This window comes from Mycobacterium sp. OAE908 (assembly GCF_017872775.1).
Taxonomy (GTDB): Bacteria; Actinomycetota; Actinomycetes; order Mycobacteriales; family Mycobacteriaceae; genus Mycobacterium.
In genome coordinates this window covers 4,263,177-4,276,216 of the sequence record NZ_JAGGJL010000001.1, presented here as the reverse complement: position 1 = coordinate 4,276,216, position 13,040 = coordinate 4,263,177, and the positions used below count along the sequence as shown (strand labels likewise).

The 13,040-nt window shown below is 64.6% G+C and carries 11 protein-coding genes; 9 read left to right on the top strand and 2 right to left on the bottom strand.

Translation table 11 applies throughout. The annotated features are described in order from the left end of the window. The first annotated feature begins 42 nt into the window (after positions 1 to 42). The 5 genes from J3E61_RS21090 to J3E61_RS21070 are packed head-to-tail and all read left to right on the top strand — an operon-like array spanning position 43 to position 6,716. The gene (locus J3E61_RS21090) at positions 43 to 1,173 is read left to right on the top strand and encodes a VOC family protein (protein WP_210084843.1); all 1,131 of its coding nucleotides are present in this window, start codon (positions 43 to 45) and stop codon (positions 1,171 to 1,173) included. After that, a complete protein-coding gene (locus J3E61_RS21085; protein ID WP_210084842.1) occupies positions 1,170 to 2,108 on the top strand; it encodes a fumarylacetoacetate hydrolase family protein in 939 nt (312 codons plus the stop codon). The genes J3E61_RS21090 and J3E61_RS21085 overlap by 4 nt, the downstream gene beginning before the upstream one ends. After that, complete coding sequence (locus J3E61_RS21080) at positions 2,099 to 3,970, top strand: acyl-CoA synthetase (RefSeq protein WP_210085649.1); 1,872 nt, start codon at positions 2,099 to 2,101, stop codon at positions 3,968 to 3,970. The genes J3E61_RS21085 and J3E61_RS21080 overlap by 10 nt, the downstream gene beginning before the upstream one ends. Then, a complete protein-coding gene (locus J3E61_RS21075) occupies positions 3,967 to 5,514 on the top strand; it encodes a bifunctional 3-(3-hydroxy-phenyl)propionate/3-hydroxycinnamic acid hydroxylase (RefSeq protein WP_210084841.1) in 1,548 nt (515 codons plus the stop codon). The genes J3E61_RS21080 and J3E61_RS21075 overlap by 4 nt, the downstream gene beginning before the upstream one ends. An 11-nt stretch (positions 5,515 to 5,525) precedes the next feature. Further along, a complete protein-coding gene (locus tag J3E61_RS21070; RefSeq protein ID WP_210084840.1) occupies positions 5,526 to 6,716 on the top strand; it encodes a cytochrome P450 in 1,191 nt (396 codons plus the stop codon). 24 nt (positions 6,717 to 6,740) lie between these two features. Here the strand turns inward: J3E61_RS21070 and J3E61_RS21065 are convergent, their stop codons facing one another. Further along, positions 6,741 to 7,349, bottom strand: coding sequence for a TetR/AcrR family transcriptional regulator (locus J3E61_RS21065; RefSeq protein WP_210085648.1), 609 nt, complete (start codon positions 7,347 to 7,349; stop codon positions 6,741 to 6,743). 40 nt (positions 7,350 to 7,389) lie between these two features. Between J3E61_RS21065 and J3E61_RS21060 the strand changes: the two genes are divergently transcribed. The 4 genes from J3E61_RS21060 to J3E61_RS21045 are packed head-to-tail and all read left to right on the top strand — an operon-like array spanning position 7,390 to position 12,075. Continuing rightward, the gene (locus tag J3E61_RS21060; protein ID WP_210084839.1) at positions 7,390 to 8,298 is read left to right on the top strand and encodes an alpha/beta hydrolase; all 909 of its coding nucleotides are present in this window, start codon (positions 7,390 to 7,392) and stop codon (positions 8,296 to 8,298) included. Further along, positions 8,295 to 9,191: an alpha/beta hydrolase gene (locus J3E61_RS21055; protein WP_210084838.1), complete on the top strand. Its 897-nt coding sequence runs from the start codon at positions 8,295 to 8,297 to the stop codon at positions 9,189 to 9,191. Before J3E61_RS21060 ends, J3E61_RS21055 begins: the two co-directional genes overlap by 4 nt. Next, positions 9,188 to 10,765: an FAD-dependent oxidoreductase gene (locus J3E61_RS21050; protein WP_210084837.1), complete on the top strand. Its 1,578-nt coding sequence runs from the start codon at positions 9,188 to 9,190 to the stop codon at positions 10,763 to 10,765. Before J3E61_RS21055 ends, J3E61_RS21050 begins: the two co-directional genes overlap by 4 nt. Beyond that, the gene (locus J3E61_RS21045; RefSeq protein ID WP_210084836.1) at positions 10,762 to 12,075 is read left to right on the top strand and encodes an amidohydrolase family protein; all 1,314 of its coding nucleotides are present in this window, start codon (positions 10,762 to 10,764) and stop codon (positions 12,073 to 12,075) included. Before J3E61_RS21050 ends, J3E61_RS21045 begins: the two co-directional genes overlap by 4 nt. Here J3E61_RS21045 and J3E61_RS21040 read toward each other — a convergent pair. Further along, positions 12,072 to 12,989, bottom strand: coding sequence for an LLM class F420-dependent oxidoreductase (locus J3E61_RS21040; protein ID WP_210084835.1), 918 nt, complete (start codon positions 12,987 to 12,989; stop codon positions 12,072 to 12,074). The two genes, J3E61_RS21045 and J3E61_RS21040, sit on opposite strands and share 4 nt — an antisense overlap. Positions 12,990 to 13,040: the final 51 nt, after the last annotated feature.

Sequence of the window (13,040 nt, the reverse complement as noted above, 5' to 3'; positions counted from 1 at the left end):
TGCGTCGTATGTGACGATTTCGTCAGTACGAGAGGAGACGGCATGAACGACCTGTTCGGCGCCCACAATGAGCTGCACAGCGAGCAGGGCGCACGCAAGGGTGAGCACGCAGGACGGTCAGCCGACCCGGTCATCAAGGTCGCCGACATCGCCTGGTTGGAGTTCGAGAAGCCCGATCTGGTGCGAGCCGAGGCGTTCGCCCACGCCTTCGGTTTCGCCACCGCGCTGCGGACTCAGAACGAGCTACTGCTCCGGGGCAGCGACGCCGGTGCACCGTGCGTGATCGTTCGCCGCGGCGCGGGCACCCGATTCCTCGGCGCCGCCTACCGAGCCCAGGACGAGACCGACCTGCTGCGCCTTGGCGACGCGACCGGAACCCGACCCAAGCCGCTGCCCGACTTCATCGGCGGCCTGACCGTCGATCTGATCGACCCGAGCGGTGTCCCCGTGCATGTGGTCGCGGGCATGCATTCGATGGAATCGCTGCCGGCGCAGGCCCCGCACACCTTCAACTTCGGACACGACCTGCGCCGGGTGAACGCGACTCAGCGCCCGCCGCGCGCACCCACCAAGGTGCAGCGACTCGGGCACCTCGTGCTGCAGACCACCAAATACCTCGAGACGCTGAACTGGTATCTCGACACCCTCGGCATGATCGTCAGCGACTTCCTCTATTACCCCGGCCAGCGGGACCGCGGACCGACGATGAGTTTCATCCGCTGCGACCGCGGAACCGTACCCGCCGATCACCACACGCTGGCGCTGGCGCTCGGGCCGGCCAACCGCTATGTGCATTCGGCCTACCAGGTCTGCGATCTCGACGCACTGGCTGCAGGCGGTGAATACCTCAGGGAGCGCGGCTATTTCCGGTCGTGGGGCATCGGCCGCCACATCGAGGGCAGCCAGCTGTTCGACTACTGGCGCGACCCGGATGGCTTCATGGTCGAGCACTTCGCCGACGGCGACATGTTCGACTCGACATTGGAGCCGGGTTGGGCGCCATTCACCGCCTCCGGCCTGGCGCAGTGGGGCCCGCCGGCAAGCAAGGACTTCCTGGGCACCAACCCGAAAGCCATTCCCCACGAAGTGCGGTCGACGATCACCGCGCTGCGCGAGGACAACGAATTCGATATCAACCGCCTGCTCGGCCTACTGAAAGTTGCGACTTCATGACCGTCTCCGTACTTCGCACCGCCGATGCCTGGTGGGTCCAAACAACCGCCGGCGCAGTCAAAATCGATACCGACGCGATGACCACCGGTGAGCTGTTGTCGGACCGGTCCGCCATCGATGCCGCTTCGCATGGCGCCGTGAGCGTCCCGGTCGAAAGCCTCGACCTCGTCTCCCCCGTGACCGCGCCGTGCCGCGTCGTCGCCCAGATGACGAACTTCGTCTCACACGTCAAGGACGCGGGAATGGACCCAAAGACCATTCCGCTCACGTTCTTTCGCAAGGCGTCGGCATCCATCAGCGGACCGTTCGACGACATCGTCAAGCCGGCACACGTCAAGTTCCTCGACTACGAGGTGGAGATCGGCCTGGTGATCGGCCGGGACGTCCCGGTGGGCACCGAGATCGCCGAGTCGAATCTGGCCGACTACGTCGCGGGTCTGGTTGTGACGAACGATGTTTCGGCCCGCGATATCCAGTTGCCGCAAACACAGTTCTACGAGGCGAAGTCGTACCCGACCTTCACTCCCGTCGGGCCCGCCTTGGTGCTGCTGGACGCCGATGAGCTCAAGCGGTTTGGCGATCTGCGCCTGCAGCTTCGAGTCAGCGGCGAGGTACGACAGAACATGCTCGTCGACGGAGACATGATCTACGGACCGCTGCAGGCGCTGCAATCGCTCACCCGATTCCAGAGCCTGAACGCCGGCGACCTCATCATGACGGGCACTCCCGTCGGCACCGCGCTCAGCGCCCCGCCCAAGCTCATCCAGACGATCAGTGCCCTGCTGCCGCCTGCGGTCAAGTGGAAGGCGTTCTTTGCCCAACAAGCCAAGAACGACAAGTATCTGCAGCACGGCGACATCGTCGAGCTGTCGGTAGCCACCGACGACGGCGCCATCGATCTCGGCACGCAACGCACCGCGGTGAAATACGCGTGACCGACCTGCTCTGGCCGTCCTACGCCGTCCCGGCCGACATCGTCGCCATCGAATCAATTCCTTTGGCAGACAGAGGCCTTCCGGAGTCGACGTACGCAGCACTGCAGCGTGCAGCCACCCTGTGGCCGCAGCGCATTGCGTTGACGGCTCTGCCCGATGCCAGCCGGTGGGCCGAGCCGGAGTGTCGCACTTTTTCAGAACTGCTCGCCGACGTGCACAAGACCGCGAACCTGCTGCGCGACGTGGGTGTCCGGCGGCACGACGCCGTTGCGATCATCTCCCCCAACTGCGACGAGTTGATCACCGTGACGTTGGCAGCCCAGCTCGCGGGTATCGCCGCACCGATCAACGGCGGGCTGTCGGTCGACCACATCGCCGAACTCGTCACGAGGGCCGGCGCACGCGTGCTGGTTGCCGCCGCACCGGAATTGGACACGGCCAGCTGGGACACGGCCCAGCACCTGATCAATGCAGGCGTGGTGGATACCGTTCTCGCTCTTCGCCCAACCGGCGCAGTCACTCGGGCGGACAGCGGCGTGAAATACCTTGGCGATCTCGCCGAAAAGTACGATGGCACAGCGTTTCACGGGCAGCCGCCGGTCGCGCAGGATATTGCTGCGTTGTTTCACACCGGTGGAACGACAGGCAAACCGAAAACCGCAGCACACACGCATGCAAATGAAGTCACCGATGCGTGGATGATCGCCGCCAACACCCTGCTCGACGAGAACTCGGTGCTCTTCGCCGGCCTGCCGCTGTTTCACGTCAACGCCTTGGTGGTGACGCTGTTGGCCCCGCTGCTGCGTGGCCAGCAGGCGGTATGGGCCGGACCGCTGGGCTACCGCGACACGGCGCTGTACGCGACCTTCTGGAAGTTGGTGCAGCAGTATGGGATCGGCGCGATGAGCGCGGTGCCGACGGTCTACTCCGTCCTGGCGCAGTGTCCGGTCGACGCCGACATCACGAGCCTGCGCTACGCCTTGGTCGGAGCCTCGGCGCTGCCCGCCGCGGTGCGTTCGGACTTCGAATCGCACACCGGGGTCCCCCTTGTCGAGGGGTACGGCCTCACAGAGGCCACCTGCGCCAGTGTCCGCAGCTTCCCAGACCATCCCAGGCCCGGTTCGGTGGGCCAACGACTCCCCTACCAACACGTCAAGACCGTGCGAATCGACGCCGATGGTCGTTGGCACGATCTGCCCAGCGGCGAGGTGGGCAACCTCGTGATCAGCGGACCCACCGTCTTTCCCGGATACGTCACGGCTCGCACCGGCGACTCGTACGTGCTCGACGGCCTGGGGAAACTCAACGACGGGTGGCTCGACACCGGTGACCTCGCATGGGTCGACGCCGAGGGCTTCGTCCACCTCACCGGACGGGCCAAAGACCTCATCATCCGCGGCGGCCACAACATCGACCCGGCAATGATCGAAGACGCGCTGCTCGCCCATCCAGATGTCACCGGCGCTGCAGCTGTCGGCCGACCCGACGCGCACGCCGGTGAGGTACCCGTCGCCTATGTCGTCGTGAATCGCACTGCTTCGGTCACCGAGCTGGAGCTGGAGGCCTGGGCCGCAGGACATGTCGCAGAGCGCGCCGCCGCGCCCAAATCGGTGACGATCGTCGACGCGCTGCCTGTCACTGCTGTCGGCAAGCCGTACAAGTTGAGCCTGAAAGCCGACGCGGCCCGCCGCGCTATCCAGGACGCCCTGGCAGGAACCGTCGGTGTGGACCGCGTCGACGCCACCATCGACGACGGATCGATTGTCGTCATGGTCGCTGTCGACGCCGCAACGGATGCCGAAGCCGTCAAAGCCACGCTCGGTCGCTACGCGATCGCCTGGGACATCAAGGAGCGGTCATGACGCTGGAGTCCGTCCCAGTGGTGGTCATCGGCGCCGGCCCTACCGGCGTCACCGTGGCGACTTTGCTTGCCGATTACGGTATTTCGTGCCTGGTTCTCGACCGGTGGGAATCGGTCTACCCGCAGCCGCGGGCGGTTCACCTCGATGACGAGATCTACCGCCTCGTCGCGCGACTCGGTGTGGCCGAGCAGTTCGCCGCGATCTCACGACCTGCGCTGGGTCTGCGACTGCTCGACCATGACCACCGGGTGCTGGCCCAATTCGACCGTGACCCGACCGAAAGCATCCACGGCTTCCCCCAGGCCAACATGTTCGACCAGCCCGAACTCGAAGCACTGCTGCGATCCAACTTGACGAAGCGCTCGGCCGCGGAGCTCAAGGGCAACGCGGAAGTCACGGACATCACTCAGCACGAACCCGGTCGGGTACGGGTGACCTACACCGATCGCGTCTCTGGCGACGAGCACATCGTCGACGCAGAGTATGTGCTCGGATGCGACGGCGCCAACAGCGTCGTTCGCGCCTCCATCGGCGCGATAATGCAGAATCTGCGATTCGAGCAGCGCTGGCTGGTCGCCGACGTGATCACCGATGCAGAGCTGAACCAATGGGACGGCGTACATCAGGTGTGTGATCCCGCCCGCGCCGGGACCTACATGCGGATCGGCCCGAACCGGTACCGCTGGGAGTTTCGCTTGCTCACCGATGAGACGGCCGAAGACTACGGCACACTGGAAGCCCTTCGCGGCCTGATTACCCCGTGGGTCAACGCAATACCCAACGACAGACTCGAGTTGGTGCGGGTAACCGAGTACACCTTCCGTGCACAGATTGCGGACCGATGGCGCGATAGAAACGTCTTTCTGCTTGGCGACGCCGCCCACCTGACACCGCCCTTCATCGGCCAAGGAATGGGAGCAGGACTTCGCGATGCGATGAACCTGGCCTGGAAGCTCGCCGGCGTGCTCAAAGGCGACCTCGGCACGAATGTGCTGGACACCTATGAGCAGGAGCGAAAGCCGCACGCGCGCACGATGATCGGCCTCGCGTTGGGCATGGGTTGGGCGATGACCGCGGGCGGCAGCATCGGAAACGCAGCCCGACGCTTCATCGCCCCGCGTCTGCGCCTGGTTCCCGGCCTGCGAGAAAAACTGGTCAACGGCACGACGCCGGCGCTGCACCGATCCGCACTGGTAGTCAGGAGCCGCCGTCCGCGTCAGCTGGCCGGGACACTTTGTCCCAATCCGGTTCTCGCCGAGGGCGAAAGCCTGGATGAGGTGTTCGGTAATGGCTTCGCACTCGTCACGACCACGCGGCCGTCGGCGTTCCAGTACGAGCTGCTCGAAGCGCACGGTGCCGTTATCCACGTCGTCCAACCCGGCAGTGAACTGGCGCAGTGGCTCCGCCGCGGACACGCGACCGCTGCGATCATCAGGCCCGATCGAACGGTCATGTACGCGGGACGGAACCTATCGCGACTGTGCGCGGCGATGCCCGCGTTTACGCCGGCCGTTCGCAGCAATCAGGTCTCCCCCGCCACATAGAAAGGCACACGATGGTTGAAACACGCAACGCTGTTCCGCAGTACCGCAGCAACATATACACGACCGACGCGATCATTGACCCGTATCCGCATTACGCGCGGCTGCGGCAGCTCGGGCCGGTGGTATGGATGTCGCGCCATCGCGCATTTGCGCTGCCGAGGTACGCCGAATGCAAAGCGGTGCTGCGTAACGACAAAACGTTCGTCTCAGGGAACGGCGTTGCACTGAACCGCCTCACCAACCGGCTGTCCCGCGGCACCACGCTCAACAGCGACGGCACCGAACACGATGAGCGGCGAAAGCTCGTTGCCCACCGGTTGTTGCCCCGTGCGCTCCGCTCCGTCAGTGACAACATCGAGGAGCAGGCCGCACAGGTGGTGCACACCGCGTTGCGTCAAAGCGAAATCGATGGCGTCGAGGATCTAGCATGTGCGCTGCCGTTGGCGGTCGTCCCTGACCTCGTCGGATGGCCACGCAGCCAGCGTGACAATCTCTTACCCTGGGGCGCAGCGACATTCGACATTCTCGGCCCGCTCAACAAGCACGCGGTCAGGTCGCTACCGGCCAGTTTGCGAATGCTGAAATTCGCCCGTCGAGTGGTCAGACAACGCAGCCTGATCAAAGGCAGCATCGGCCACGAGGTCCTTCTCGCCGCCGACGACGGCAAGGTTTCACCCGAAGTGTGTGCAGCCCTGATGATCGACTACATCGCACCATCGCTTGACACCACCATCAGCGCCATCTCGCACGCCTTGCACCTCTTCGCCACCCATCCCGAGCAATGGCAGGTCCTCAGGCAGGATCCCACGCGAATCCCTAACGCCATCAACGAGATTCTCCGTTATGAATCTCCGCTGCGCGCGTTCTCCCGCGAAGCCAAGGAGACGACAGAGATCGCCGGACACCTGGTTCCAGCCGGAGCACGCGTGCTGGTCATCTATGCTTCGGCGAACCGAGACGAGCTCGAATGGGATGACCCCGACAGCTTCAACATCGAACGGGACGCCACCCGTCAACTCGGCTTCGGCCACGGAGCCCACGCCTGCGCTGGACAAGGTCTGGCCCGCCTCGAGACATCCGCGATGCTTCGGGCGCTTGTGGAACGCGTCGACCGAATCGAACTCGCGGGCACGCCCACATGGGCGGTCAACAACATCATCCGCCGACACGAAAGCCTGCCGGTCAAACTCATTCCGGCCTAGGGCTGTATCGGAAGACGCTGGCACTCAGCGGATCTGACTGAGTCCCTTGATGAGCAGATCCAGCCCGAAGGAAAACTCGACGTCCAGCGGCACAGGCATCGCCTCGGCCACAGACAGCGTCGCCGGGAATTGCGACGGGTCGACGTGGTGAAACGCCGCCGCGTCATGCGCCGCATGCGCGTCGGGGTTTCCGGAGAATTGGATGGCGAAGCCGAGCACGTAGCGCGACAGCGTGGCGTAGATGCGGGCGGCAAGGTCAGGGGCGAAGCCGCTGTCGAGGAGCATGGACAGACAAGTTTCGCGGATCGCCATCGCGTTGGGGCCGAATGGAGTCTGATCGAGCATCAGGCGGGTGACATTGGGATGGCGGTTCAGCGCTTCATACATGGTGCCGGCGACAGCTTCACACGAGCGCTGCCAGCTCTGGCCGGCCAACTCGGCGGCATCCAGATGCACTTCTCCGTAAACGCGGTCCACCACGTGGGCGATCAGTTCTGAGCGGTTGGCGAAATGGCGGTAGAGCGTGGCCGTACCGGAGTTCAGCTGCTGGGCCAGTGTCCGCATCGACAGCGCTTCGGCACCCTGGGCGTCGACAAGTTCGAGAGCGGCGGCGACGATCCGGTCCGGCGGCATGGCCGGACGCCCCCGGGAGCGTCGCGTCGACGCTTGCTCCGTGCCGGCCTTGGCGGTGTTCACGCTGCTCAGTATGCCCAGCATTGACAGCGAAAGCAATATCGGCAACACTGTATCCATTATGTCGGTACACTCCACCACGCGGTCGCAGTTCATGGACGTCGACGGCCTGCGTCTGCACTACAAACGTGCCGGGCGCGGTCCTGCACTGCTGCTGCTGCACGGCACCACCTCCTCGCTGGAGCACTTCGACTGCGCCGCGGTACTCCTGCAAAAGTCCTTCGATGTCATCCGTCCAGACTTGCCCGGCTTCGGACTCACAGGGCCGCGGCCGCACGGCGACTACCGAGTGGTGACCTATGCCGCCACCATGGCCCAGTTCATGAAGAAGTTGAACATTCCGCGCTACGCGGTGGCCGGAAACTCGTTGGGCGGCAACGTCGCCTGGAATCTGGCGCTCGATCACCCGGAACGTTTACGTGCGCTCGTCTTGGTCAACGCCACCGGCTACCCGGAGAAGTCGATGCCCGTGGGCATGCGGTTGGCCCGCAATCCCGTTGTGCGGCCGCTCATGCGCGCATGGATGCCGCGACGAATGGTCGAACGCGGCCTACAACAAGCGGTCGGACCGCACTGCACCATCGTCGATGACGCGATGGTCAGCCGGGTACACCACCTGTGGAACCAACCCGGAAACCGTTCGGCGTTCGTCGATTTCGTCAACACCGACCAGCCCGACCGCAGCGCCGAAATCACCCGCATCACGGTGCCGACCCTGGTGCTGCGCAGCGCCGGCATCGACGGCCAACACTTCGCCAGGGACATTCCCGGCAGCCGCGAAGCCATCCACCCCGACAGCGGGCACCTACTGCCCGAAGAAGATCCCGTCTGGTTTGCCGATCAGGTCACCACATTTCTGGACGGCCTCACTGACAAGGACGTGTCTTGAGGTACTTCACGGTCAGCAGCGAGAACCGCCACCTCGACGACGTCACACGCCGCGAGTTGCGCGGCAGCTTCATCGAACTCAGCGACGGTGTCACGCATTACGAACTGCGCGGTCCCGAGGAAGGTGCGCTCGTCGTTCTCGTACCGGGATTGACCATCCCGCTGTTCTATTGGGACGCCTTCGCCGACGAACTGCACGCCCGCGGCCTGCGCACCCTGGCCTTCAGCGCCTACGGACGCGGCTACTCCGACCGGGTGCCCGGCCGTTACGACGACGCGCTGTTCGGCCGTCAACTGCGCGAAATCATCACCGCACTGGACTTGCCCGCGCGCCACCACGTCGTCGGCACGTCAATGGGCGCCTTGATCGCCATGGGGTATGTGGCGGAGCACTCCGAGTCCGTGGGGACGCTGACATTGGTGGGACCGGCAGGGTTATCGGATGCCACCGCGCGTCAGCAGCGACTGTTGCGCAGCGATGTGGTCGCCAGAGCCGCGGCCAAACTGTTGGGGCGGCGCATTCTGTTGGGCCACCTCGGGCACAACGTGGCCGACCCAACGCTGGCACCGCAACTGACGGCGATGATCGCCGACACTTACGTCTATCAGGGATCGATGTTCGCGTTCTTCTCGACGCTGCAGAACTTTCCGCTCTCCGGACGAAAGCCGTTGTACCGCGGTATCGGTGACCGAAAGGTGCCGACAATGCTGATGTGGGGCACCCAGGACAAGGTCACCCCGATTTCGGACATGGACACGGCATGCACGCTGCTGCGCCCCGCCGAAACCCATGTAATCGACTGCGGCCACATGGCGCCCTATGAGCGGCCCATCGAGGTCGCCGAACATCTCGCGGCTTTCGCAGCCTCATACACCGATCGGATCACCCCATGACCACACCCATCCTCGATGTCCTCATCGTCGGCGCAGGCCCCGTGGGCACCGCGCTGGCCATCGACCTGACGCGACGCGGCCTGACCGTGCGCATCATCGACAAGGCAGATCACGCCTTCGACGGCTCCCGCGCCAAAGGCATTCAACCCCGTACCCTCGAAGTGCTCGAGGATCTCGGCGCCCTCGAGGAGATACTGGCCGGCGGATCGACCTATCCGCTGATGGGCATTCACCTCGGACCTTTCACCGTGCCATGGCGGATGATGCGAAGCCGGAAGGCCGGCGACGACGTGCCGTTCCCAGACACGTGGCTGATTCCGCAGTTCCGCACCGACAGCGCGCTGCACAACCGCCTGCGCGCGCTGGGGGGCGCCGTCGAATTCCACTGTGAGATAGCCGAACTGACACAAACACCTGACGCGGTGGTGAGCTCGGTGACGACCAGAAACGGCGTGGAGACGATCACCGCTCGCTTCGTCATCGGTGCAGACGGGGGCGGTAGCGTCGTGCGCAAACAGGTCGGCATCGATTTCGTCGGGTCGACCGACGAGGCCGACCGTGTCCTCATCGTCGACGCCGCCGTCGACGGCGGCCTGTCGCGCGACCGCTGGCACGTGTGGCCCGGGCTACGCGGCCGCTTCGTCGGAGCGTGCCCGCTGCCCCACAGTGACCAATTCCAGTGGATGATCCGGCTGGCCCCCGACGAGTCACCGCCAATCGACGAAGCGCAAATCACCGAGGTCGTCCGTGCGCGCACCGGCGACAAGCGGCTGGCCGTGCATGACATCGCGTGGAAGTCGGTGTTCCGTCCCAATATTCGGCTGGCGCAGAGCTATCGGCGCGGCCGGGTTTTCCTCGCAGGCGATGCCGCACACGTGCATACCCCCGCGGGCGCCCAGGGGCTGAACACCGGCATCCAGGACGCCTACAACCTCGGCTGGAAACTCGGCCAGGTTCTCGCCGGCGGCCCACCTGAACTGCTCGACACGTACGAGACAGAACGCCAACCCATCGCGGCGGGTGTGCTCGGCCTGTCCACCAAGAAGTACAGCGGGCTGGGAAAAATGGACCCCTCCAGCATTCGGCGGGGCGAGGACGAACAGCAGCTGTCACTGAGCTACCGTGGCGGCCCGCTCGCCGCGGACACCGACGAACGCACCGCGACGCTGCAAGCGGGTGACCGCGCCCCCGATGCGGTGCTGCGTGACGCAGACGGTAAGCCGGTGCGACTGTTCGATGTCTATCGGGGAACGCATTTCACGGCGCTGGCGTACGGCGAACGGGCGGCGCGCGAACTCGCGCAGCTGTCGTGGCCCGCCATTGGCGCCCCGCTCCGGCGAGTCACCATCGGCACTGACACCGCCCTCAGCGAGAAGCTATTGCAAGACCCGGCTGCAACATTCAAGAAAATCTACGGCCTGGACGCCGACACTCTCCTGCTCATCCGGCCCGACGGCTACATCGCAAGCATTGCCACCCGCGACATGCTCACCCGGGCCAGGGCAGCCATCAGCAGACTCGCCCCTCCGGTGCGGATCGTCGCCCCTTCGACGCGGGAGGAATCGCAACCATGACCCGCATCCTGCTGCGCAACGCCACCGTGCTGACAATGGACGACGACATCGGTGATTTCGCGCGCGGCGATGTGCTCGTCGAGGACGCCGTGATCAGCCGCGTCGGGGTCGATCTCACCGCCGACGCTCACGTGCTGGATTGCACTGACAAAATCGTGTTGCCGGGTTTCGTCAATTCTCACCTGCACATGTTTCAGACAGCACTGCGAGGTTACTGGTCTGATGCGCTCGCCGACGACTATTTCGCTCAGTCGCGGACAGGACGCGACGCGATCTTTCACCACTACACCCCAGAGGATGTGTATTGGAGTGAGTTTGTGGGCGCCCTGCAGAACCTCTCCGCCGGAACGACGACGGTCGTTGACACATCTCAGTGCTCTTACACCCCTGAGCACACCGACGCCGCGCTCGACGCCATCCGGCGTTCGGGGATTCGTTGCGTTTTCAGTCTCACCCCGGTTATGGGCCACGATGCGGCGCCGACGTACAACTATCCCAACGATATTCGACGATTGGTCGAGGCGGCAGGCGCCGCTGACACCGGCACGCGCGTGAGTTTGGCCATGGGCTACCTACCCGATGCCACGGACTTTCGAATCGCGCGAGAACTGAATCTTCCCGTGTTCGCACACATCAACAACGAATGGTTCGGTCGCGCGCTGGAAGAACTCGAGAATGAAGGACTGTTGGGTCCGCGCAGCACCTATATCCACTGCATCGGTCTGCACGACTCGACCTGGCAGGCCATTGCGCGCACCGACGGCAAGGTGTCGCTGTCGTGCTTCGTCGAGCACGCCCTCGGCATGGGAACCCCCGCGATACAGTCGGCGATCGACTACAACGTCGCCGCCGGCTTGAGCACCGACGGCGCCAGCTTGGGACCGGTCGACATGTTCTCCCAAATGCGCGCGGCGTTCCAGTCGCAACGCAACGTGAATCCTGATAATCCGAAGCCGGTCACCACCCGCGACATTCTGAGGATGGCGACACTTGGCGGCGCGCAAGCGGCTCACCTCGACCATCTCGTCGGATCTCTCACACCCGGCAAGATCGCAGACATCGTCGTGCTCAACGCCCGTACGCTCAACACCGCCCCGATGTCGCACGCGACCGGTGCTGTAGTCCACCACATGGACACCAGCAACATCGACACCGTCATCGTCGGCGGTGAAATCGTGAAGAGCGATGGACGGCTTCGGGGGGTCGACGTGGACGCCGCCCTCACCGCGCTGTCCAGATCCGCCGAAAGCCTCTTCAGCCGTTCACAATACCCAGACGTTCTGCTGACCTCATGTCGCCACTTCGGCTAACCCTGGGCGATCACCGATTTGCCGAAGCGTTCGATCGTCTCGAGAACATGAGCGAGGCTGTCGCCGGGCAGGCCAACCTGTAACCAGGTAACACCCAGTGCTGCAAGCTTTTCCACGCCGCCGAGATAGGCATCGGCATTGAATTCTTCGGCCCCCGGGTTGCCGCCCTCGGCATTGGTGAAGCTGATGTCGATCGCATCCGGATTCCGGCCCGCTGCCTCCAGTCGCCGACGTAGGTCGTCGATGCCCGCACCCAAGACCTCCGAGTTCATCTCCGCGGTGCGGGCAGTTTGGGCGAGCATCGCTGGCGCCGGGAACGGGCACCAGCCGTCGCCGTGTGTGGTCACTCGCCGACGCGCGGCCGCGGTGTTGCCACCGATCCAGATCGGCGGATGCGGTCGGCTCACCGGCCGCGGATGGGCGGTGATGCCGGTTGCGGTGAAATGTGTTCCCTCATAAGAGAAGTCATCGGTGGTCCAGATGCCGCGGATCACTTCCAGCGCCTCGTCGAACAGCTGGCCCCGCTCGTCGAAGTCCACGCCCACCGCGGCGAACTCGCGCTTGAGGTAGCCGACGCCGACGCCGAGGATGAACCGGCCATCGGACAGCAGATCCAGCGTCGCGCCGGCCTTGGCCACCACGAACGGATTCCGGTAAGGCAGCACCACGATGTTCGGGATCAGCCGCAGCGTTGTCGTCCTCGCCGCCGCATAGCCCATCGCCACGAACGGGTCCAGCGCGTCGTGTCCGCCCGATTCCAGCCACCTCTGGGTGGGCGCCGGATGATCGGTGAACCCGAAGCCATCGAAGCCCGCCGACTCGGCAGCGGCTGCGACGGCCGCGATGCCCGAGCCAGTCACCAACTCCGGGTTGTACGGATGGCTGTGCATCGGGTGAGTGACCGTGAACCGCATGTAGGAGCTCCGCTTCAGAACAATCTTCTCGTTTTCTGAGAATGTCGTTAC

Coding starts and splice junctions, on each gene's coding strand:
- J3E61_RS21040 (WP_210084835.1), bottom strand. CDS start 12,989: ATGCGGTTCACGGTCACTCACCCGATGCACAGCCATCCGTACAACCCG.
- J3E61_RS21050 (WP_210084837.1), top strand. CDS start 9,188: ATGACCACACCCATCCTCGATGTCCTCATCGTCGGCGCAGGCCCCGTG.
- J3E61_RS21075 (WP_210084841.1), top strand. CDS start 3,967: ATGACGCTGGAGTCCGTCCCAGTGGTGGTCATCGGCGCCGGCCCTACC.
- J3E61_RS21065 (WP_210085648.1), bottom strand. CDS start 7,349: ATGCCGCCGGACCGGATCGTCGCCGCCGCTCTCGAACTTGTCGACGCC.
- J3E61_RS21070 (WP_210084840.1), top strand. CDS start 5,526: ATGGTTGAAACACGCAACGCTGTTCCGCAGTACCGCAGCAACATATAC.
- J3E61_RS21085 (WP_210084842.1), top strand. CDS start 1,170: ATGACCGTCTCCGTACTTCGCACCGCCGATGCCTGGTGGGTCCAAACA.
- J3E61_RS21090 (WP_210084843.1), top strand. CDS start 43: ATGAACGACCTGTTCGGCGCCCACAATGAGCTGCACAGCGAGCAGGGC.
- J3E61_RS21045 (WP_210084836.1), top strand. CDS start 10,762: ATGACCCGCATCCTGCTGCGCAACGCCACCGTGCTGACAATGGACGAC.